Origin of the sequence: Devosia sp. (assembly GCF_036406155.1) — a bacterium.
Lineage (GTDB): Bacteria > Pseudomonadota > Alphaproteobacteria > Rhizobiales > Devosiaceae > Devosia_A.
The window spans coordinates 1-20,412 of the sequence record NZ_DASWVV010000121.1 but is presented as its reverse complement, the minus strand read 5'-3'; the positions used below and the strand labels follow the sequence as shown (position 1 = coordinate 20,412).

Here is a 20,412-nt window from a genome sequence, read left to right as displayed (position 1 = left end):
GCCATGCAGAAACCGGTCATCTTCGCCGTCGACGACGAGCCCTCGGTCCTCGCGGCGGTCGCCCGCGACCTGCGCCGGCACTATGGCGCCGACTACGAGGTGATGCGCGCGGCGTCCGGGGCAGAAGCGCTGGAGGCGCTGGCCGAACTGAAACTCGGCAACCGGGCGGTGGCCCTGTTCGTCGCCGACCAGCGCATGCCCGGCATGACCGGGGTCGAGTTCCTGGCCCGGGCGCTCGAACTGTTCCCCGAGGCGCGGCGCGTGCTGCTCACCGCCTATGCCGATACCGACGCGGCCATCAAGGCGATCAACGAGGTGCGCCTCGACCACTACCTGATGAAGCCGTGGCACCCGCCGGAAGAGAACCTCTATCCCGTTCTCGACGACCTGCTGGACGACTGGCGGGCCGGCTACCAGCCGGTGTTCGAGGGCGTGCGGGTCATCGGCCACCGCTGGTCCGCCGACGGTCACCGCATCCGCGATTTCCTCGCCCGCAACCTGATCCCCTATCGCTGGCTGGACATCGAGGCCGACGATGAGGCGCGCCAGTTGCGCACGCTTGCCGGCGCCGACGAGGCGCCGCTGCCGCTGGTGGTGCTCGCCGACGGCACCGCGCTGGTGCAGCCGGACATCGCCGCCCTCGCCGAGAAGGTCGGCCTGCATACGCGCGCCGTGTCGAAGACCTACGATCTCATCGTCGTCGGCACCGGCCCGGCCGGGCTGGCCTCCGCCGTCTACGGCGCGTCCGAGGGGCTGCGCACGCTCCTGATCGAGCGCGAAGCCCCGGGCGGCCAGGCCGGCACCAGCTCGCGCATCGAGAACTATCTGGGCTTTCCGGTGGGGCTCAGCGGCGCCGACCTGGCGCGGCGCGGCGTGGCCCAGGCGCGACGGTTCGGCGCCGAGATCCTCACGCCCATGGAGGCGACGAAGCTGGAGACCCGCGACGGCTATCACCTGCTGACGCTGAGCGACGGCTCGCAGGTCGCGGCGCAGGCGCTGATCGTGGCGACCGGGGTCTCCTACCGGCTGCTCGACGTGCCAGGGGCCGACCGGCTGGCCGGCGCCGGGCTGTTCTACGGCGCGGCGATCACCGAGGCGCTCGCCGTCAAGGGCGAGGACGTGTTCGTCGTCGGCGCCGGCAATTCGGCCGGCCAGGCGGCACTGTACCTGGCGCTGCATGCCCGATCGGTGACCTTGCTGGTGCGCGGCGCATCGCTCGCCGAGAGCATGTCGAAATACCTGATCGAGCGCATCGAGGAGGCACCCAACATCGCCGTCATGACCAACGTCGCCGTTGCCGAGTTGCATGGCGACGAGCGGCTCGAGGCGGTGTCGGTGCGCGATACCGCCACCGGGGAAGTGACGCGCCATCCGGCTCACGCCGTGTTCGTCTTCATCGGCGCGTCGCCGCGCACGGGGTGGCTCGACGGCCAGCTGCAGCTCGACCGGCAGGGCTTCATCCTCTCGGGCCCCAATCTCGAGCGCGAGGCCAACCGCAGGCCGAACGGCTGGAGCGTGGATCGCGAGCCGTTCTGGCTGGAAACCAGCGTGCCGGGGATCTTCGTGGCCGGCGACGTGCGCCAGCAATCGACCAAGCGTATCGCCTCGGCAGTCGGCGAGGGCGCCATGGCGGTGAGCTTCGTGCACCAGCACCTCAAGGCACCCTCCCCGATGCAGCCCCCTGCCCCGGAACCGGGAACGCCCGCCCGTGCCTGACGCCGCCGCCGCTCCCGCCGACCGCAGCGCCATGATCCGGCAGGTGCCGCTGTTCGCGGACCTCACCGACGACGAGGCGGAAGCGCTGTGGGCCGGAGCCGAGGAGATCGCCGCAGCGCCCGGCGAACAGGTGATCACCGAGGGGGCGATCGGCGATACGCTCTACATCGTGCTGTCCGGAGCGCTGGAAGTCTCCAAGCGCGACAAGGATCGGGACGTCACGCTGGCGACGCGCCGGCCGGGCGAGTTCCTCGGCGAGATGTCGCTGCTCGAACAGGCGCCGCGCTCGGCCTCGGTGCGCGCCGTCGAGCCGAGTCGGCTGCTGGCGATCGGCCCGGAGGCGTTCCGCCAGCTGCTGGCGCGGCGGCCAGAAGCGGCAACGACGCTGCTGCGCACGGTGGCCGGGCGGCTGCGCAGCACGGAGGCGTCGCTGATCCAGAGCGACAAGCTGGCGGCGCTCGGGACGCTCGCCGCCGGCCTCGCGCACGAGCTCAACAACCCGGCGGCGGCGATCCAGCGCAGCGCCGGGTACCTGAACGAGGCGTTCGAGACGTTCCGCCGCCACACCGTCGAATTGAGCAGCCTCGACCTCGGTCCCGACGAGCGCCAGGGCCTCGCCGACCTCGAGATTGCCGTCGCCACCTGCGGGCGGACGCGCCAGGAAGACGCCGCGGCGCGCAAGGAGGAGCCCAGGCTGGCCGCAGCGCTCGAAGCCCTGGGCACGGAGGAGCCGTGGGAAATGGCGCCGGCCATGGCGGCCTATGGCTGGACGGCCGCCCGCGTCGAGGCGCTCGCCCCCGCTTTCGCCGCCGCGCACCGGACGGCGGTGCTGCAATGGCTCGCGGCGGGGCTTGCCGTCCAGCAACTGCTGGACGAGATCGGGCGCGCCGCGAGCGCGATCTCCGGCATCGTCCGCGCCGTCAAGTCGTATGCCTATCTCGACCAGGCCCCGGTGCAGGACGTCGACATCGCCGCCAGCATCGACGACACGCTCATGATCCTCAACCACAAGCTCAAGCACGGCGTCGAGGTGGTGCGCGACTTCCCGGCCGACCTGCCGAAGGTCGAGGCCTATGCCGGAGAGCTCAACCAGGTGTGGACCAACATCGTCGACAACGCCGTGCAGGCCATGGGCGGCAGCGGACGGCTCGAGATCGCCGCCCGCCGGCTGGGGGACGAAGTGGAAGTGCGCATCGCCGACAGCGGGCCGGGCATTCCGGACGACGTCGCGCCGCGCATCTTCGAGCCGTTCTTCACCACCAAGGCGCAGGGCGTGGGCACGGGGCTCGGCCTGCACATCGCGCACAACATCGTCGTCAACCGGCACCGCGGGCGCATCGGCTTCGAGACCCGCCCGGGGCGGACGGAGTTCCGCATCGTGCTGCCGCTGCGGCTCGCTGCCGAACCGGCCGAGGACAAGGAGGCCGCCGATGGCCGGCAGCAGGTGTGAGCATCGCAGCCAGATCGCCGACGTCGTGCCGGACTCGCCCGACGCCTGCCCGGACTGCCTCGCCCTGGGCGACCGCTGGGTGCACCTGCGCGTCTGCCTGGTATGCGGGCATGTCGGCTGCTGCGACAACTCGCCGAACCAGCATGCCCGCCGGCACTTCCACGAAACGCAGCACGCCATCATCCAGTCCTACGAGCCCGGGGAAGCGTGGCGCTACTGCTATGTCGACAACCTGCTGCTGCCGCCGGGCCGGCCGTTCCGGCCATGACGCACGCGGCCGGGCCCGGCGGCCTGTGGACAAGCCGGTGGCCGGCCTCAAACGGGTTTTGGCGGTGCGGGCGACGCGCTAGCATCGCCCGATGACACCTTCCAAGGATATTTCCCGCCTGCTCGAGATCATGGCGGCGCTCAGGACGCCCGGCACCGGCTGCCCCTGGGACCTCGAGCAGGACTTTGCGAGCATCGCCCCCTATACGATCGAGGAGGCCTACGAGGTGGCCGACGCCATCGAGCGCGGCGATTTCGACGATTTGCGCGATGAACTGGGCGATTTGCTGCTGCAGGTCGTCTTCCACGCGCGCATGGCCGAGGAGCGCGGCAGCTTCGCCTTCGGCGAGGTGGTGGAAGCGATTACCGGCAAGCTGATCCGGCGGCACCCGCACGTGTTTGGTCCGGACGCGGCGGATGACGCCAGGGCCGTGAAGCGGCGCTGGGAGGCGATCAAGGCGGAGGAGCGGGCCGACAAGGCCGCCCGGCGCGGGGCCGGCGGGCCGCCGCCGTCGCTGCTGGACGACGTGCCGCACGCCCTGCCCGCGCTCAACCGGGCCGAGAAACTCACCCGGCGGGCGGCCGGGGTCGGCTTCGACTGGCCGGACACGGACGCCGTCATGGACAAGGTGCGCGAGGAACTCGACGAGGTGGGCACCGCCCTTACCGGGGGTGACAGGGGCGCGCTGCAGGAGGAGATCGGCGATCTCCTCTTCGCCGTCGCCAACCTCGCCCGGCACGCCGGGATCGACGCCGAGACGGCACTGCGCGACGCCAACGCGAAGTTCACGCGCCGCTTCCTCCACGTCGAGGCGCGCGCCGAGGAGGACGGCGTGAAGCTCGCCGAGGCCGGGCTCGAACGGCTGGACGGCTACTGGAACGAGATCCGGGCGCGGGACAAGGCGGCGGGCGGGGACTGAACCCCTGCCTCAGGCCGAGCCGGTGATGCGCCCGCGGAAGCGCCGGGTGAAGGCCGCCTTGTGGCGCGGATCGACCCGCACCTCGAACATTTGCGCCTGCTCGTCGACGTCTTCCTTGCCGACGACTTCGGCGTGGCCGTAGAGCCAGCCGACATCGGCGCCGTCGGCGTGGGCGATGCGCACGCGGAACGTGCGGCTGGTTGCCGCCAGCGTCGCCTCGATCGCCGCCAGCAGCTTGTCCAGACCCTCGCCGGTCCGGGCCGACACCGGCACGGTCGCGGCCACGCGGCCGGCGGGCGTGGCCGCGGCAAGCGCAGGGGACACGCCGTCGGCGCCGCGCTCCAGCAGGTCGATCTTGTTCCAGACCTCGATCACCGGCACCTTGTCGGCGGCGACCCCCAATTCCGCCAGCACCTGCAGCACGTCGGCGGCCTGCGCCGCGTGATCCGGGTTGGAAATGTCCCGGACATGCAGGATGACGTCGGCCTCGAGCACCTCCTCGAGGGTGGCGCGGAAGGCGGCGACGAGGTCGTGCGGGAGGTCGGCGACGAAGCCCACGGTATCCGACAGCATCACCTCGCGGCCATGCGGCAGCGTGAGCTTGCGCACGGTGGTATCGAGCGTGGCGAACAGCAGATTCTCGGCGAAGACCTTCGCCCCGGTCAGCGCGTTGAACAGGCTCGACTTGCCGGCATTGGTGTAGCCGACCAGCGCCACCACCTGGTAGGGGGCGGCATCCCGCCTGCCCTTCTGCTGCTCGCGCGTCTGCCGCACCTTCTCGATGCGCTCCTCGAGGAGCTTGATGCGATCCTGCAGCAGCCGCCTGTCGCTTTCGATCTGCGTCTCGCCCGGGCCGCCCAAGAAGCCGAAACCGCCGCGCTGGCGCTCCAGGTGCGTCCAGGAGCGCACGAGCCGGCTCTTCTGGTAGTTGAGATGGGCGAGTTCGACCTGCAACACGCCCTCGCGGGTAGCGGCGCGTTCGCCGAAGATCTCGAGGATCAACGCCGTCCGGTCGAGGACCTTGGCGCCGGTCTCGCGCTCGAGGTTGCGCTGCTGGATGGGCGACAGGGCCGCGTCGACCACGACCAGTTCGATGGCGCCGTCCTCGACGCGCTTCGCCAGTTCGGCGACGTGGCCGCCGCCGAGGAACGTCGCCGGCCGGACTTCCCGCACCTTCACGATTTCGGAGAAGGCGATATCGAGGCCGATGGCACCGGCCAGCCCCTCGAACTCGGCCTTGCGGGACTGGACCCCGTGGCCGGAGGCCTGGCCGCGGATTTCGGGGATCACCAGCGCGGCACGCGTCGGCGCCGCCCGCCGGTCTACGAAGGGCTGCGGACCGGGCTTGCGGCCGTCGGCGTCGTTGTCATCGCCGGTCATCGCCGCTGTCAGTCTTCGCCCGGATGTTCCGGATCGAAGAGCTGGATCGGGCCACCCGGCATGATGGTCGAGATCGCGTGCTTGTAGACGAGCTGCGACTGCGCATCGCGGCGCAGCAGCAGGCAGAAATTGTCGAACCAGGTGATCACGCCCTGCAGCTTCACCCCGTTGACCAGGAAGATGGTCACCGGGACCTTCTGCTTGCGAACATGGTTGAGGAAGGCGTCCTGAAGGTTCTGCGTCTTTTCGCCGGGCATTTGTGGCCTCTTTCGCGGGTCATTGCCGAGGACGGCCCTGGGGCCATCCGGTGTTTCCTTGTCCGGGCGGGCCGCCGCCGCTCCCTCTCCCGAGTCTCGCAATCGTACGTCCGCGCCCGGCAATTATGGCACAAAGCCGCTACCCTGCCTACCCGGCGCCGCAATGGCGCCGTCACAAGCCAAGGGATTTGATCTTGCGGTGCAAGGCACTGCGCTCCATGCCGACGAATTCCGCCGTCTTGGAGATATTGCCGCCGAAGCGCTCGATCTGCGCCAGCAGGTATTGCCGCTCGAACACTTCCCGCGCCTCGCGCAGCGGCAGGCTCATCAGGTGCGCCGAAGCGTCCGTGTCGCCGACCGTCGGCAGCACCTCCCCGATATCGGGGGGCAGCATGGCGGCGTTTATGATGCCGTCGGGCGGCGCCTGGTCCTTGACCAGGATGAGCAGGCGCTCGATGGAATTGCGCAACTGGCGGGCATTGCCCGGCCAATCCTGGGCCTGCAGCACGGCGACGGCATCCTCGCCGACGGACAGGCTGCGCAGGCTGTGCATGCGGCAGACCTGCTCGATGAAGACGCTGACGAGCGGGGGAACGTCCTCGCGCCGTTCCTTGAGCGGAGTGAGGTGCAGCGGCACGATCGACAGCCGGTGGAACAGGTCGGAACGGAACTGGCCGTCCTCGATCAACTGGGCGACGTTCTGCGAACTCGAGGAAATCACGCGCACATCGATGGGCACGGCGACCGAGCCGCCGACCCGGTTGAACTTGTTCTCGACGAGAGTGCGCAACAGGGCGCCCTGGGCCGCCATGGGCAGCGTCGCCACTTCCGAAAGATAGAGCGTGCCGCCATGCGCCCGCTCCAGCGCCCCGACCTCGACGCGGAGCGTGCCGGGCCGCTCGCGGATCTCGCGCCCGAACAGCACGACCTGTACCTCGTCGGGCGAATAGAGCGAGCAGTTGATCTCGACGAACGGCGCATCGGCGCGCGGGCTCTTCTGGTGGATCAGCCGCGCACACAGCCCCTTGCCGCTGCCCGAGGGACCGGAGATGAAGATGCGCGAATTGGTCGGCGCCGATTTCTCGATCACCCCCCTCGCCTGCTGCAGCGTCGGCGACGACCCCACCATCTCCACGATCTTGTTGGTCGACCGTTCGCGCAGATCGGCCACTTCGGTCTTGAGCCGGGCCGCCTCCATGGCGCGCTGGGTGATCAGCAGCAGCCGGTCGATCTTGAACGGCTTCTCGATGTAGTCGTAGGCGCCGCGACGGATGGCCGAGACGGCGGTTTCGACATTGCCGTGCCCCGAGATCATCACCACCGGCATGTCCGGGTGCTGCGACTGGAAGACGTCGAGCAGTTGCAGGCCGTCGAGCCGGCTGCCCTGCATCCAGATGTCGAGGAAGACGAGGCTCGGGCGGCGCCGGGCGATCTCGTTGAGGCCCGAATCGGCATCGTGCGCCTGTCGGGTCTCGTAGCCTTCATCCTCCAGAATGCCGGCGATCAGGTCGCGGATATCGTCTTCATCGTCAATGATCAGGATATCGAGAGCCATCAGAAATTCTCGACCGCAGGCAATTGCGGCTCCTCTTGCTGGTTTTCGGGTTTCGCCCCACCCGCTTGACTGTCTGGCTGTGTCTGGCCCGCTGCGGCCCCCTGCGCTGGTTCGCCCGAACTGGGTGCCGCTGCTGCGTCGGGCTCGGGCGCCTCGACCGGCAATGTGAAGGTGAAACAGGCGCCAATCCTGCCATTGGCGTCCGGCTCGGCGTCGATCAACTCAACCTTGCCACCGTGCTGCTCTATGATCTTGGCGACAATTGCAAGCCCCAGGCCGGTGCCCTTGTCGCGCGTGGTGATATAGGGCTCGAGCAGGCGGTTGCGGTTTTCCTTGGGCCAGCCCTTGCCGTTGTCGGAAACCGAGACACGAACGAAATCGCCCTCGACCCGCGCCGACGCGATGATCACCGGATCGCGGATGGCGTCCAGCCCTGCCCCCTCGATCGACTCCGCCGCGTTCTTCAGCAGGTTGGTGAGGCACTGGGAAATCAGGCGCTTGTCGAAATGCGCGGCGATCGCCTCGTCCGGCAGATCGACCTTGATCGCCACCTCCGGCATGCGCACGCTTTCGAGGAAGACCGCCTGGCGGATGGCGTCGGACAGGTCTCCCTTCTCCAGTTGCGCCGTCGGCATGCGGGCGAAGGAGGAGAATTCGTCGACCATGCGGCCGATGTCCCCCACCTGGCGCACGATGGTGTTGATGCACTTGTCGAACACCTCGAAATCGTCGCTGAGCTTGCTGGCATAGCGGCGGCGCAACCGTTCGGCCGAGAGCTGGATGGGCGTCAGCGGGTTCTTGATCTCGTGCGCGATGCGGCGCGCCACGTCGGCCCAGGCACCGGTGCGCTGCGCCGACAGCAGGTCGGTGATGTCGTCGAGGGTGACCACGAAGCCCTTGCTTTCGGTCATCGTGCCTTCACGGGTCAGCTGCACCTGGTAGGTCCGGTAGTCCGGCCCCGAGCCGATCTCGATCTGGTCGCGGATCTGGCCGCGGCGCGACGACTTGGCGCGTTCGATGATCGGCCCGAGGGCGGGAATGACCTTCTCGATGCTCTCGCCGACGAGGGAGATCTCGTCCCGTCCGACCATTTCGGCGGCACGGGCGTTCACCAGCGTGATCCCGCCGAACGGGTCGAGGCCGACGATGCCGGCCGACACGCCTTCCACCACCGCCTCGGTGAACTGGCGACGTTTCTCGTTTGTTTCGCTTGCATCAACAAGGGCTTCGCGCTGCGTCTTCAACTGCTGCGTCATGGTATTGAAGCGGTTGAGCAGGTCGCGCAGGTCGCCGCGTCCGCGCTGCACGGGAACCTGCACGTCGAGGTCTCCATCGCTGACGCGGCTCGATGCCACCATCAGGTTGCGGATGGGATTGACGAAGCGGTTGGCGAGGGCAATGCCGATCCACAGGGCGGCGAGCAGCAGCACGAGCGCCAGGCCGACATACATGATGGTGAAGGTAATCTGGAACACCAGCCGGTTCGATTCATACTCGCGGTACTCGGTGATGTTCTCGTCGGTGAGCCGCATGAACTCGAGCACCTCCGGGTCGACCGGGCGGGCCACGAACAGGTAGGTGTCGTTGTAGCCGCGCAGCTTGACCACCGCCCCCACGAGGTTGGTGCGGCCGGGCGCAATCAGCGTCGGCGCCCCCACGTCGACGCCCGAAGTGAGCCCGTCGGGCACCCTGGGGATGGTGCCCTGGGCGTTGATCTGGGCCCGCATCAGCGTATCGCCGTCGGCGGAGATCAGCGAGGTGAACGGCAGCGAGCGGGTCACGGCCAGGGCAGTCAGGATGCGCTGGTACTTCTCGCGGTCGGCCTCGAACGTGCCGCGGGCCTGCTCGAGTTCGTTGGCGACCCAGATGATGTCGTCGCGCAGCACCTGGGCGTGCTCCAGCATGTAGGAGCGGGCGACCAGGCGCGAGCTTTCCACCATCGTCCGCGTGCGTTCCGAAAACCACTGGTCGAGACCCTGGTTGAGCGAGATGGTGGCGACGACGGCGACGAGCGCCGCCGGGAGCGCGGCGACGGCGGCGAACATCGTCACCATGCGGATCTGCAGACCCGCGCCGGGCTCTCCCCGCAGGCGGGCCTGGAACAGCAGCGCGGCCTCGGTCAGCACCAGCGCGATCACCATCAGCACCAGCAGGCCATTGACGATCCAGATGATGGACCAGACCTCGGGCGTCGGCTCGATGTCGGTCGCCCCCGTCATGATCAGGAAGGAGCCGGAGGAAACGAACACCGACAGCAGCACGATGGCGAGGCCGAGCGTGCGGATGGCCTGCTTGCTGCCGCCGAACAGCGCCGAGCGCGGCAACGCGACCGCAGCCGCTTCTGCCCGCGGCAGGATGATGGTGCTTGCTTGCGCAGCGTCGTTCATGCAGCTACCGGCGCGTGAGACGGGATCGGAGCCGCGATGTTGGCCCACCCCTCACTACCCTTCAAGAGAAATGTTGCTGAAATGTGACACCCTCCCCGGGGCGGGGTCGCAGGCGCTCAGCAGCGACGTGGCGATTTCGCCACAGGATTGGTGCGGCCCCGCTCAGCCCTGCCGGCGCGACTGCCTGACGATTTCGATGCCGTGGGAGCGGATCTTCTTGCGCAGCGTGTTGCGGTTGACCCCGAGCACGTCGGCCGCCCGGATCTGGTTACCACCGCAGGCGTTGAGCACCATCGCGATGAGGGGCGCCTCGACGCGGTCGAGGACGCGCTGATACAGCCCCGCCGGGGGCAGGTCCGGCGCATGCTCGCGCAGCACTTGCGCCAGATGGGCTTCGACGGCCGTGGACAGATCGACCGCGCCGGCGGCAGGGCCCGCGGGCGAGCGGTCGGCGATGGCGAGTTCGTTCTGCACGATCTCGGCGGAGATGACCTCGTCGGCATAGAGCGCCGACAGGCGGCGGACGAGATTCTCCAGTTCGCGGACGTTGCCGGGCCAGGAGTAGGCCTGCATCACGCGAATGGCCTCCGGAGCAATGGTCTTGGCCTCGGCGCCCGGCGGGGCGGCGCGCAGGAAATGCTGCACCAGGTCACCGATATCGTCGACTCGTTCGCGCAGCGGCGGCAGGCGGATGGGGACGACGTTGAGACGGTAGAACAGGTCCTCGCGGAACAGGCCCTGACGAATCAGCTGGCCGAGATCGCGGTGCGTTGCGGCGACGATGCGGACGTTGCTCCTGATCGGCGTGCGCCCCCCGACCATCGTGTACTCGCCGGCCTGCAGCACGCGCAGCAGGCGGGTCTGCGCCTCCATCGGCATGTCGCCGATCTCGTCGAGGAAAAGCGTGCCACCCTCGGCCTGCTCGAAGCGGCCGGAGGAGCGCGCGGTGGCGCCGGTGAAGGCGCCCTTCTCGTGGCCGAACAACTCGGCCTCGATCAGGTCGCGCGGAATGGCCGCCATGTTGATGGCGACGAACGGGCCGTTGCGGCGCTTGCCGAAATCGTGCAGGGCGCGGGCGACGAGTTCCTTGCCGGTGCCGCTCTCGCCGGTGATCATCACCGTCAGGTCGGTCTGCATGAGCCGGGCCAGCGCCCGGTAGATGTCCTGCATGGCCGCCGAGCGCCCGACCAGCGGCATGGCTTCGCCCGGCTCCTCCGCGCGGCGCTCGTCGCGCGACGGCCGGCTGACCTCGGCAAGGGCGCGCGCCACCACCGACAGGACCTCCGTGATGTCGAACGGCTTGGGGAGGTATTCGTAGGCGCCCAGTTCGTTGGCGCGGATGGCGGTCATGAAGGTGTTCTGCGCGCTCATCACCACGATCGGCAGGTCGGGCCGCAGCTTCCTGATCTTGGGCATGATCTCGAAGGCACTGCCGTCGGGCATGGCCACGTCGGTGATGAGCAGGTCGCCCTCGCCGCGCGACACCCAGTTCCACATGGTCGACAGGTTGCCAGTGGGACGCACCTCGTAGCCGGCCCGGGTCAGCGCCTGGTTGAGCACCATGCGGATGGCGGCGTCGTCGTCGGCCAGCAGGACGGTGTGGCTCATGCCGCGGGAACCTCCTCGTTGGCCGTTGCGACCGCGGCCGTCGCCACCGGCAGCAGGATGCGGAACCTGGTGCGGCCCGGCCGGCTGTCGCAGTCGACGACGCCGCCGTGATCGCCCACCAGCTTGGCCACCAGCGCCAGGCCGAGGCCCGACCCGGTCGGCTTGGTGGTGACGAACGGATCGAACAGGTTCGGCACGATCTCCGGCGGCACCCCGGGACCGTTGTCCTCGATCACGATCTCGAGCGGCAGCGAGATCCGCTGCGTCACCCCCTGCACCGCGATGCGGATCCCTGGGCGGAAGGCGGTCGAAATGCGGATTTCTGGTTTATGCGTATGCACAAGGGCTTCCGCGGCATTTTTCACCAGGTTCAGGAAGACCTGCACCAACTGGTCGCGGTTGCCGTGCACCGGCGGCAGGGACGGGTCGTACTCCTCGTAGAAGGCGATGCCGCGCGCGATGCCGCTGCGGGCAAGCAGCTTCACGCGGTCGAGCACGACGTGGATGTTGACCGGGTCGCGATCGAGCGGCCGGTCGTCACCGAAGACCTCGACGCGGTCGATCAGCCCGACGATGCGGTCCGTCTCCTCGCGGATGAGACGAGCGAGCGGCAGTTCGTCAGCGGTGACGCTCTGCTCGAGCAACTGCGCCGCGCCCCTGATCCCGGAGAGCGGGTTCTTGATCTCGTGTGCGAGCATCGCGGCCAGCCCCGTGACCGAGCGCGCGGCTCCCCGGCTCACCAGCTGGCGGTCGATCTTGTCGGCTATGGTGCGCTCCTGGAACAGCAGCGCCACCCGACCCTCCATCTCGGAGATGGGGCTGGCGAAAACGTCGACGATGCGCTCGTCGCCGCCGTCGCCGAACCGGGAGGAGCCGACGCCGACCCGGTATTCGGTCATGGGGGCATGTCGGGCGCGGACGGCGTCGACGAGCCCGATGATGGGGGAGCCGAAGGCGATGAGATCATCGAGGCGCAGGCGGCTGAGCACGCTCAGCGAGGCGCCGAAGAAGGCCTCGGCAGCGTAGTTGACGAAGACGATGCCGTGATCCTGGTCGCACACGATCACCGGCTGCGGGAGCGCCTGCAGCACCGACGTCGACAGGCTGGCGGCGGGCGTCCCACTCATGCCGCTTGCCTCCACTCTTCGAACGGCAACGCGGAGAGCAGCCGCTTGACCTCGCTCGCGGAGTCCGAGGCAAGCAGGGCCCGCCGGCTTTCCGCACCCGGCGCCATGCCTGCCGCTTCGAGGTACCAGCCCAGATGCTTGCGCGCGACCCGCACCCCCAGCGCCTCGCCGTAGCAGGCCAGCATCGCGTCGTAGTGTTCGAGCACCAGGTCGGCGAGGGCTCCATAGTTCGGGACGGCCGGGACCGGCCGGCCGGCGAGCGCCGCGCCCACCTGCCCCACCAGCCACGGCCGGCCCTGAGCCCCGCGCCCGATCATCACCGCGGCCGCGCCCGACTGGGCCAGCGCGGTGCGGGCAGCATCGAGATCGACGATGTCGCCGTTGACGACGACGGGCACGCGGACGGCCTCCACCACCGCACGTACCAGCTCCCAGCGTGCCCTTCCCTTGTAGAACTGCTGGCGCGTCCGGGCGTGCACCGTGATCATGCGCGCCCCGGCATCGACTGCGCGGCGCGCCAGGTCGGGGGCGTTGAGGCTGGCATCGTCCCACCCCAGCCGCATCTTGACGGTGACCGGCAGCGCCGTGGCGCCAACGACCGCATCGACCAGCCGCAGGGCCTCGTCCGGCACGCGCATGAGGGCGGACCCGGCATAGCCGTTGGTGACGCGCTTGGACGGGCACCCCATGTTGATGTCGACGATGTCGGCGCCGGCCGCCTCGGCGATCTCGGCGCCGCGGGCCATCCACTGCGCCTCGCAGCCGGCGAGCTGGACGACGTGCGGCTGCGCGCCGGCCTTGCCGAGCTTGCGCACCATCTCGTGGTGGCCGGTGGCCAGCGCCGCGCTGGCGATCATCTCGGAGACGACGAGACCGGCGCCGAAGCGCTCGGCGAGCCGGCGCATGGGCGCGTCGGTGATGCCGGCCATCGGGGCGAGGAAGGCCCGGTTGGCCAGATCGCGGCCGCCAATGCTCAATGTGCCGGCGAGCTCAGTCACCCAATGCTCCAGATTTGATCATTTCCAGAAAGTGCCCGCACAATAATCAGTTTTGTTCCGGGCGCAACAGGGATATGGCAGACAGGGCGCCGCAGCGCCGGGCGGGCTTGCCGGCTGCCGGGCGCCCCGATAGAGCATCGGCGCTAGCTTTCACCAGACCCGACGTCAACATCCTTGAACAGCAACCGAACCATTGCCGCCATCGTCGTCGCCGCCGGTCGCGGCGAGCGGGCCATCGCCAACGGCGACAGCGAGCCGAAACAGTATCGTCCGGTGCAGGGCGTGCCGGTCCTCGGCCGCACCATCGGCGCCCTGCTCGAAGTGCCGGAAATCAGGTGGATCCTGCCGGTGATCCACCCCGGGCACGAGGAGCGCTATCGGGCGCTCGGGCTGGCCGACGCACGGCTCCTGCCCGCCGTCACGGGCGGCGCCAGCCGCCAGGCGTCGGTGCTGGCCGGGCTGCGGGCGCTACAGGCGCACCGACCCGACCACGTCCTGATCCATGACGCGGTGCGCCCCTTCGTCGACGGCGGGCTCATCGAAGCGGTCCTGCTCGCGCTCGAGGAGCACCAAGCGGCCCTGCCCGTGGTGCCGGTGATCGACACCATCAAGCGCTCGACCGACCGGCTGACCGTGGCCGGGACCCAGGACCGGCACGAACTGTTTGCCGCCCAGACGCCGCAGGGCTTTCACTTCGCCCCCATCTTTGCGGCGCACGAGGCGGCGGCGCGCGAGCCGCAGGATTTCACGGACGACGCGGCGATTGCCGAGTGGGCGGGCATGACCGTGCGGATGACCCGCGGCAGCACGCGCAACATCAAGCTGACGCTGCCCGAGGACTTCGCCCGGGCGGAGCGCATCATCGCGGGGGAAGGCAGCATGGAGACACGGGTCGGCACCGGCTACGACGTACATCCGTTCGCCGAGGGCGACACGGTGTGGCTCGGGGGGGTGGGCATCCCGCACACGCACCGGCTCGCCGGTCACTCCGACGCCGACGCGGCGCTGCACGCGCTCACCGACGCGATCTACGGCGCCCTCGGCGAAGGCGATATCGGCGTGCACTTCCCGCCAAGCGACCCACAGTGGCAGGGCGCCGCGTCGACGCTCTTCCTCGCCCACGCGGTCGACCTGGTGCTGGGGCGCGGCGGGCGGATCGTCAACCTCGACGTCACCATCGTCTGCGAGGCGCCCCGAATCGGCCCGCACGTGGAGACGATGAAACGGACGATTTCGGCAACCTGCCAGATATCGCCGACGCGCGTCGCGATCAAGGCGACCACCAGCGAGCGGCTCGGCTTCGTCGGCCGCGAGGAGGGCATCGTCGCCATGGCGGCCGCCAGCATCGAACTGCCGAGGACGGACTGAGATGAGGATGCCCGAAGAGATCGCCATGCTGGCGCAGGAGACGGTTGCCGCCCTTGCCGCGGCGGGGCTGACGGTTGCCACCGCGGAAAGCTGCACCGGCGGGCTCGTCGCGGCGGCCTTGACCTCGATCTCCGGCGCCTCCGACGTGGTCTATGGCGGCTACGTCACCTACGCCAACGAGGCCAAGATCGCCATGGTGGGGGTCCCATACGCGCTGCTCCGGCAGCACGGGGCCGTCTCCAAGGACGTGGCCATGGCTATGGCCGAAGGCGCCCTGGCGGTGGCGGGTACGCATCTTGCGGTCGCCGTGACGGGGGTTGCCGGACCGACCGGCGGGTCGAAGGAAAAGCCGGTCGGCCTCGTGCATTTCGCCGTGGCAAGCGCCGACGGCACCACGCATGTGAAGAAGAACTTCGCCGACCTCGACCGGGACGGCATCAGGCAGGCATCGGTGGCCGAGGCGCTGAGACTGCTGCTCAAGGCCGCGAGGGCCTGAGGGCCTCAGCTGCCGAAGCGGCGGTCGGCCTCGTCGACGAAGGCATCGACGATCTCGTTCTGCTTGGCGGCGAAGGCCGGCTCGGCCAGCTTGGCGATGACCGGGTTGTTGAACTTGAAATCGATGTCGAACCGGATCCGGGTGCCCTCCCCCTCCGGCTCGAAGCGCCACTTGCTGACCAGATAGCTGAACGGGCCGTCGACCGCCTTGGCCTCGATCGTGCGGGTCTGCGGATCCGCCGTGACCCGGCTGGTGTAGGACTGCGTCAGCGGCCCGAAGCGGATCGTCATCCGCGCCAGCCGCACGTCTCCCGGCTGCCCGCGGTCGCGCTTGACGTCCATGGCGGTACAGTTGGGAATGAATTGCGGATAGCGCTCGAGATCGGCCACCAGCGCGTACATGCGCTCGGGCAGGTGGGGCACGTGCCGCTCGAAATACAGGTCAGGCATCAGGCCCCGGCGAGCCTGGCGAGGCGGGCCGCCCGCAGCCGGGCAAAATCCTCGCCGGCATGGTACGACGAGCGCGTCAGCGGGCTGGAGGCGACGAGCAGGAAGCCCTTGGTCGTGGCAATGGTCGCATAGGACTTGAACTCGTCGGGGGTGACGAACCGGGCAACCGGGTGGTGCTTGCGGCTCGGCGCCAGGTACTGGCCGATGGTCAGGAAATCGACGTCGGCGCTGCGCAGGTCGTCCATGAGCTGCAGGACTTCGTTCCGCTCCTCGCCGAGCCCGACCATGATGCCGGACTTGGTGAACATCGTGGGGTCGAGTTCCTTGACGCGCTGCAGCAGGCGGATGGAGTGGAAGTAGCGCGCCCCCGGACGAACCTTGAGGTACTTGGACGGGACCGTCTCGAGATTGTGGTTGAAGACGTCCGGCTTGGACGCAACGACAATTTCGAGCGCCCCCTCCTTGCGCAGGAAGTCGGGCGTCAGGATCTCGATGGTGGTCTGCGGGTTGCGGGCGCGCACGGCGCGCACGACGTCGGCGAAATGGCGGGCACCGCCGTCGGGCAAATCGTCGCGGTCCACCGAGGTGATGACGACGTGCCGCAGGCCGAGCTTTTCGGTCGCGATCGCCACGCTTTCCGGCTCATTCGGGTCGAGCGCATTGGGCAGGCCGGTGCGGACGTTGCAGAAGGCGCAGGCGCGCGTGCAGATCTCGCCCATGATCATGAACGTAGCGTGCTTGTGCGACCAGCACTCGCCGATATTGGGACAGCCCGCCTCCTCGCAGACGGTGACCAGGCCGTTCTCGCGGACGATCTGCTGGGTTTCGCGATAGACCGGCGACCCGGGCGCCTTGACGCGGATCCACTCGGGCTTGCGCAACACCTCGGCATCCGGGCGGTTGACCTTTTCCGGGTGACGCGGACGCGCCGCGCCGGTCTTGTCGATGAGGTTGACCACGGGAGTTCCTAACTGATGAGCCGCGCCACGAGCACTACGACAATCGCGCCGGCGGTTGAAGTGATGATCTGACGCACCAGCTCGCTCCTGATGCCGAGATTGATGTTGAGTGCCGAGAACAGATAGCCGCCCACGAACGAGCCGATGATGCCGCTCAGCAGATAGGTGACCAGCCCTCCCCCGCCGACGACGAGGCTGGCGAGGAAGCCAGCGAGCAGGCCGATGCCGAGAAAGATAAGGAGCGAACGCGCGTCCATGCGGCCCATGGTCAGGATCCTTCCGTGTGCTGCTGTCTTTGCTGCAATGCTACTCCAACGCGGCCCGACCGGGTATCGCCGACCCGCATGGCTGCCCCGCGCCGCCGGCAGGCGGGCGGCCCGGCTGGCGGCCCGCTAGATGTTGAGCGCCCGGCCATAGGCGTCAAGGACGCCTTCCTTCATCGCCTCCGAGAGCGTGGGATGCGGGAAGACGGTGTGGATCAGGTCCTCCTCGGTGGTCTCGAGGTTCATGGCGATGACGAAGCCCTGGATCAGCTCGGTCACCTCCGCGCCCACGAGATGCGCCCCCAGCAGTTCGCCGGTCTTCGCATCGAAGATGGTCTTGACCAGCCCGTCCGGTTCCCCCAGCGCGATGGCCTTGCCGTTGCCGACGAAGGGGAACCGCCCGACCTTGATCTCGCGGCCCTGCTCCCTGGCCCTGGCCTCGGTGAGCCCGACGCTCGCCACCTGCGGCTCGCAATAGGTGCAACCGGGAACGCGGCGGCGGTCGAGGGGATGCACCTTCTGCCCGGCGATGGTCTCGACGGTGATCATCGCTTCGTGCTCGGCCTTGTGCGCCAGCATGGGCGGGCCGGCGACGTCGCCGATGGCCCAGACGCCCGGGACATTGGTGCGGCCGTACTCGTCGATGGCAATGGCGCCGCGCTCGAGCTTGACGCCAAGCTGCTCGAGGCCGAGCCCCTCGGTGTTGCACTGCACGCCGACGGCCGAGATCAGCCGTTCGCCGGAGACCTGCTGGGTCTCGCCCGACTTGAGCTCGACATGGGCAGTGACACCCGATTTCGACTTGTCGACCTTGGTGACCCTGGCGTCGGTCAGGAACTTGATGCCGCGCTTTTCCATGCGCTTGCGGGCGAGGGCCGAAATCTCGGCATCCTCGACCGGCAGGATCTGCGGCAGCAGTTCGATCACCGTCACCTCCGCGCCGAGCGAACGGTAGAACGAGGCAAACTCGATGCCGATGGCGCCAGACCCCATGACCACCAGCGACTTGGGGAACGAGGCCGGCTTCATGGCCTCGAAATAGGTCCAGATCAACTCGCCGTCGGGCTCGATGCCGGGCAGGACCCGGGGACGGGCTCCGGTGGCGATGATGACGTTCCTGGCCTTGTAGGTCCCCTCGCCCAGCCGGTTCTTGGGCGCCGGATGCTGCGGCTCGACCGGGGGCTTCGTGGGCTGGCCGACGTCGACCACGCCGGGCGCCGCCAGGCGGGCCTCACCCCAGATGATGTCGACCTTGTTCTTCTTCATGAGGAACTGGACGCCGTTGTTCATCTGCCCGGCGATCTGGCGCGAACGCTTGATGATGGCGTCGAGATCGAAGCCGGGGCCGCCGGAGGTGAGGCCGTACTTCTCGGCGTGGCTCATGTACCCATAGATTTCGGCCGAACGCAGCAGGGCCTTGGTCGGCACGCATCCCCAGTTGGAGCAGATGCCGGCCATGTGCTCGCGCTCGACGATCGCCACCTTCATCCCAAGCTGCGCCGCACGGATGGCGGCGGTATAGCCGCCCGGGCCCGCACCGATGATGATAAGATCGTATTGGTCTGCCATGGGCTCCTCTTGTGAGCTGTTCGATTGGATCCGCGTCACAGGCCGAGGATCGATTTCACGACCGGCACGAGCCCCTGGCCCACCGCCCGCGTGTTGCCGGCATCCAGGTGCACGCCGTCGAGGGGGCTGGCCGTCGCCACCGTCGCCGCATCGAAGAAGCCGCAGCCGAGCTCGGCCGCGATACGGCTGTAGTATCTGGAGAACAGGCGGGCCTCCTCGGCCCGCGCCGCGAACATCGGCCCGAGGTCGGCATGGTCGGTCGGGACCGTGAGCGGCGGCGCGACGATGATGATGGCGGGCACGCCGGCGCCGACGCCGTAGGGAAAGGTGCGGACGATCTCGACCAGGCGCTTGATGCCCATGGCCGCGCCGAAGGCGCTGCCGTTGATGTAGCTCTTGAGGTCGTTGGTGCCGAGGAAGAGGATGACGAGGTCGAGCGGCGAGTGGCTCGCCAGCAGGGTCGGCAGCACGCGCGCGCCGTTGCGATCGGCGGCGGTCGCGAAATCGTCGAAGGCCGTCGTGCGTCCTCCCAGGCCCTCGGCGATCACCCGGGCCGCGCCGGCGAGGCCGGCCTCCAGCGCCGTCGGCCACCGGTCTTCATGCGGATGGCGCGCGAGCGTCCCCGGATCGGCGCCGTAGGTCAGGCTGTCACCATAGGCCAGGATGGTCTTCATCGCCCGCCGCTCCTAAGCCAGCATCATGATCGGGTGCTCGATGACGGCCTTGAAGGCCGCGAGCAACTCGGCGCCGAGCGCCCCGTCCACCGAGCGGTGGTCGCAGGACAGCGTCACCGTCATGAAGGTGCCGGTCATGACCTTGCCCTTTTCGGCATAGACGCGCTCCTCGCCGGCCCCCACTGCCAGCAGCGTGCCGTGCGGCGGGTTGATGACGGCGGCGAATTCCCTGATGCCGTACATGCCCAGATTGGAGATCGAGCTGCTGCCGCCCTGGTATTCGTGTGGCGCGAGCTTCTTGGAGCGGGCGCGAGCGGCGAGGTCCTTCACCTCGGCGGAGATCTGCGTAAGCGACTTGGTGTCGACCGCCTTCACCACCGGGGTGAACAGCCCGCCGGGCACGGCCACGGCGACGGCGATGTCCGCATGCTTGTGGTAGAGGATCGAGTCGACGGCCCAGGTGGCGTTGGCCGCCGGCACCTTCATGAGCGCCGTTGCCCAGGCCTTCATCACCAAGTCGTTGACCGAGAGCTTGTAGTCGGGCTTGCCGTCCCTGACGGGAGCGGCAGCGTTGATCTCCTCGCGCGCCGCGAGCATGTCGTCGATGCGGCAGTCGAGGGTCAGGTAGAAATGCGGGACGGTCTGCTTCGACTCGGTGAGGCGGGCGGCTACCACCTTGCGCATGCCGTCATTGGCGACGATGTCGTAGCTGCCCTCCTCGTAGAGGGCGAGGACCTGCGCCTTGGTCATGCCGCCGCCGGGAATTGCGGGTGCGGCAGCGGCGGCTGCAGCCGTCGGTGCGGGCGCAGCGGCAGAAGCGGGCGGCGCGGCGCGGAGCGGGACCTTGCCGGCGGCGGCGGCCTCAATGTCACGCTTGACCACCCGCCCGTGCGGGCCCGAGCCGGCGACCAGGCCGATATCGATGCCGGCGCCCTGGGCCAGGCGCCGCGCCAGCGGCGAGGCGAAGGT

At 68.9% G+C, this 20,412-nt stretch carries 19 protein-coding genes; 6 read left to right on the top strand and 13 right to left on the bottom strand.

Annotated elements, in window-relative coordinates; translation table 11 throughout:
* Positions 1 to 3 precede the first annotated feature (3 nt).
* The 4 genes from VGD93_RS07585 to mazG all read left to right on the top strand — a co-directional run bounded on the left by VGD93_RS07585 (position 4) and on the right by mazG (position 4,353).
* The gene (locus VGD93_RS07585) at positions 4 to 1,716 is read left to right on the top strand and encodes an FAD-dependent oxidoreductase (RefSeq protein WP_395010775.1); all 1,713 of its coding nucleotides are present in this window, start codon (positions 4 to 6) and stop codon (positions 1,714 to 1,716) included.
* Positions 1,709 to 3,166, top strand: a complete 1,458-nt coding sequence (locus VGD93_RS07580; protein WP_395010773.1) for a sensor histidine kinase — start codon at positions 1,709 to 1,711, stop codon at positions 3,164 to 3,166. Before VGD93_RS07585 ends, VGD93_RS07580 begins: the two co-directional genes overlap by 8 nt.
* Positions 3,147 to 3,434 (top strand): UBP-type zinc finger domain-containing protein, encoded by a 288-nt coding sequence (locus tag VGD93_RS07575; protein WP_395010771.1) that lies wholly within the window; start codon positions 3,147 to 3,149, stop codon positions 3,432 to 3,434. Before VGD93_RS07580 ends, VGD93_RS07575 begins: the two co-directional genes overlap by 20 nt.
* Before the next feature lie 91 nt (positions 3,435 to 3,525).
* A complete protein-coding gene (gene mazG, locus VGD93_RS07570) occupies positions 3,526 to 4,353 on the top strand; it encodes a nucleoside triphosphate pyrophosphohydrolase (protein WP_395010769.1) in 828 nt (275 codons plus the stop codon).
* Positions 4,354 to 4,362: 9 nt separating this feature from the next.
* On the opposite strand, the gene hflX is transcribed toward mazG, so the two are convergent.
* From hflX to dusB, 7 genes are all read right to left on the bottom strand, one after another.
* A complete protein-coding gene (gene hflX, locus VGD93_RS07565) occupies positions 4,363 to 5,733 on the bottom strand; it encodes a GTPase HflX (RefSeq protein ID WP_395010768.1) in 1,371 nt (456 codons plus the stop codon).
* 8 nt (positions 5,734 to 5,741) lie between these two features.
* A complete protein-coding gene (hfq, locus tag VGD93_RS07560; RefSeq protein WP_395010766.1) occupies positions 5,742 to 5,990 on the bottom strand; it encodes an RNA chaperone Hfq in 249 nt (82 codons plus the stop codon).
* A 172-nt stretch (positions 5,991 to 6,162) separates the two neighbouring features.
* Positions 6,163 to 7,545 (bottom strand): sigma-54-dependent transcriptional regulator, encoded by a 1,383-nt coding sequence (locus tag VGD93_RS07555; RefSeq protein WP_395010764.1) that lies wholly within the window; start codon positions 7,543 to 7,545, stop codon positions 6,163 to 6,165.
* Positions 7,545 to 9,932 carry a sensor histidine kinase gene (locus tag VGD93_RS07550; protein WP_395010762.1) on the bottom strand — a complete coding sequence of 796 codons (2,388 nt, stop codon included), beginning with the start codon at positions 9,930 to 9,932 and terminating at the stop codon, positions 7,545 to 7,547. Before VGD93_RS07550 ends, VGD93_RS07555 begins: the two co-directional genes overlap by 1 nt.
* 162 nt (positions 9,933 to 10,094) lie before the next feature.
* Positions 10,095 to 11,540 (bottom strand): nitrogen regulation protein NR(I), encoded by a 1,446-nt coding sequence (ntrC, locus tag VGD93_RS07545; RefSeq protein ID WP_395010760.1) that lies wholly within the window; start codon positions 11,538 to 11,540, stop codon positions 10,095 to 10,097.
* Positions 11,537 to 12,667 carry a two-component system sensor histidine kinase NtrB gene (locus VGD93_RS07540; RefSeq protein ID WP_395010758.1) on the bottom strand — a complete coding sequence of 377 codons (1,131 nt, stop codon included), beginning with the start codon at positions 12,665 to 12,667 and terminating at the stop codon, positions 11,537 to 11,539. Before VGD93_RS07540 ends, ntrC begins: the two co-directional genes overlap by 4 nt.
* The gene (dusB, locus tag VGD93_RS07535) at positions 12,664 to 13,665 is read right to left on the bottom strand and encodes a tRNA dihydrouridine synthase DusB (RefSeq protein ID WP_395010756.1); all 1,002 of its coding nucleotides are present in this window, start codon (positions 13,663 to 13,665) and stop codon (positions 12,664 to 12,666) included. The genes VGD93_RS07540 and dusB overlap by 4 nt, the downstream gene beginning before the upstream one ends.
* A gap of 174 nt (positions 13,666 to 13,839) precedes the next feature.
* Here dusB and VGD93_RS07530 point away from each other — a divergent pair, with 174 nt between their 5' ends.
* Both VGD93_RS07530 and VGD93_RS07525 read left to right on the top strand, forming a co-directional pair.
* A complete protein-coding gene (locus VGD93_RS07530; RefSeq protein ID WP_395010754.1) occupies positions 13,840 to 15,033 on the top strand; it encodes a bifunctional 2-C-methyl-D-erythritol 4-phosphate cytidylyltransferase/2-C-methyl-D-erythritol 2,4-cyclodiphosphate synthase in 1,194 nt (397 codons plus the stop codon).
* 7 nt (positions 15,034 to 15,040) lie between these two features.
* Positions 15,041 to 15,529, top strand: coding sequence for a CinA family protein (locus VGD93_RS07525; protein WP_395010788.1), 489 nt, complete (start codon positions 15,041 to 15,043; stop codon positions 15,527 to 15,529).
* Between the two features lie 5 nt (positions 15,530 to 15,534).
* On the opposite strand, the gene VGD93_RS07520 is transcribed toward VGD93_RS07525, so the two are convergent.
* From VGD93_RS07520 to VGD93_RS07495, 6 genes are all read right to left on the bottom strand, one after another.
* Entirely contained in the window at positions 15,535 to 15,978 is a 444-nt protein-coding gene (locus VGD93_RS07520; protein WP_395010753.1) for a type II toxin-antitoxin system RatA family toxin, read from the bottom strand.
* The gene (gene lipA / locus VGD93_RS07515) at positions 15,978 to 16,937 is read right to left on the bottom strand and encodes a lipoyl synthase (RefSeq protein WP_395010751.1); all 960 of its coding nucleotides are present in this window, start codon (positions 16,935 to 16,937) and stop codon (positions 15,978 to 15,980) included. Before lipA ends, VGD93_RS07520 begins: the two co-directional genes overlap by 1 nt.
* 8 nt (positions 16,938 to 16,945) lie before the next feature.
* The gene (locus VGD93_RS07510) at positions 16,946 to 17,194 is read right to left on the bottom strand and encodes a GlsB/YeaQ/YmgE family stress response membrane protein (protein WP_395010786.1); all 249 of its coding nucleotides are present in this window, start codon (positions 17,192 to 17,194) and stop codon (positions 16,946 to 16,948) included.
* A 135-nt stretch (positions 17,195 to 17,329) separates the two neighbouring features.
* Positions 17,330 to 18,769: a dihydrolipoyl dehydrogenase gene (gene lpdA, locus VGD93_RS07505; RefSeq protein ID WP_395010749.1), complete on the bottom strand. Its 1,440-nt coding sequence runs from the start codon at positions 18,767 to 18,769 to the stop codon at positions 17,330 to 17,332.
* Positions 18,770 to 18,804: 35 nt separating this feature from the next.
* Positions 18,805 to 19,443 carry an SGNH/GDSL hydrolase family protein gene (locus VGD93_RS07500; RefSeq protein ID WP_395010747.1) on the bottom strand — a complete coding sequence of 213 codons (639 nt, stop codon included), beginning with the start codon at positions 19,441 to 19,443 and terminating at the stop codon, positions 18,805 to 18,807.
* 12 nt (positions 19,444 to 19,455) lie between these two features.
* A partial coding sequence (locus tag VGD93_RS07495; protein ID WP_395010745.1) for a 2-oxo acid dehydrogenase subunit E2 occupies positions 19,456 to 20,412 on the bottom strand: 957 nt, incomplete at its 5' end.

Excerpts from the sequence above, each read along its gene's own strand:
- VGD93_RS07585 (WP_395010775.1), top strand. The coding sequence starts at position 4 with ATGCAGAAACCGGTCATCTTCGCCGTCGACGACGAGCCCTCGGTCCTC.
- VGD93_RS07575 (WP_395010771.1), top strand. The coding sequence starts at position 3,147 with ATGGCCGGCAGCAGGTGTGAGCATCGCAGCCAGATCGCCGACGTCGTG.
- mazG (WP_395010769.1), top strand. The coding sequence starts at position 3,526 with ATGACACCTTCCAAGGATATTTCCCGCCTGCTCGAGATCATGGCGGCG.
- hflX (WP_395010768.1), bottom strand. The coding sequence starts at position 5,733 with ATGACCGGCGATGACAACGACGCCGACGGCCGCAAGCCCGGTCCGCAG.
- hfq (WP_395010766.1), bottom strand. The coding sequence starts at position 5,990 with ATGCCCGGCGAAAAGACGCAGAACCTTCAGGACGCCTTCCTCAACCAT.
- VGD93_RS07555 (WP_395010764.1), bottom strand. The coding sequence starts at position 7,545 with ATGGCTCTCGATATCCTGATCATTGACGATGAAGACGATATCCGCGAC.
- VGD93_RS07550 (WP_395010762.1), bottom strand. The coding sequence starts at position 9,932 with ATGAACGACGCTGCGCAAGCAAGCACCATCATCCTGCCGCGGGCAGAA.
- ntrC (WP_395010760.1), bottom strand. The coding sequence starts at position 11,540 with ATGAGCCACACCGTCCTGCTGGCCGACGACGACGCCGCCATCCGCATG.
- VGD93_RS07540 (WP_395010758.1), bottom strand. The coding sequence starts at position 12,667 with ATGAGTGGGACGCCCGCCGCCAGCCTGTCGACGTCGGTGCTGCAGGCG.
- VGD93_RS07525 (WP_395010788.1), top strand. The coding sequence starts at position 15,041 with ATGCCCGAAGAGATCGCCATGCTGGCGCAGGAGACGGTTGCCGCCCTT.
- VGD93_RS07520 (WP_395010753.1), bottom strand. The coding sequence starts at position 15,978 with ATGCCTGACCTGTATTTCGAGCGGCACGTGCCCCACCTGCCCGAGCGC.
- VGD93_RS07510 (WP_395010786.1), bottom strand. The coding sequence starts at position 17,194 with ATGGACGCGCGTTCGCTCCTTATCTTTCTCGGCATCGGCCTGCTCGCT.
- lpdA (WP_395010749.1), bottom strand. The coding sequence starts at position 18,769 with ATGGCAGACCAATACGATCTTATCATCATCGGTGCGGGCCCGGGCGGC.
- VGD93_RS07500 (WP_395010747.1), bottom strand. The coding sequence starts at position 19,443 with ATGAAGACCATCCTGGCCTATGGTGACAGCCTGACCTACGGCGCCGAT.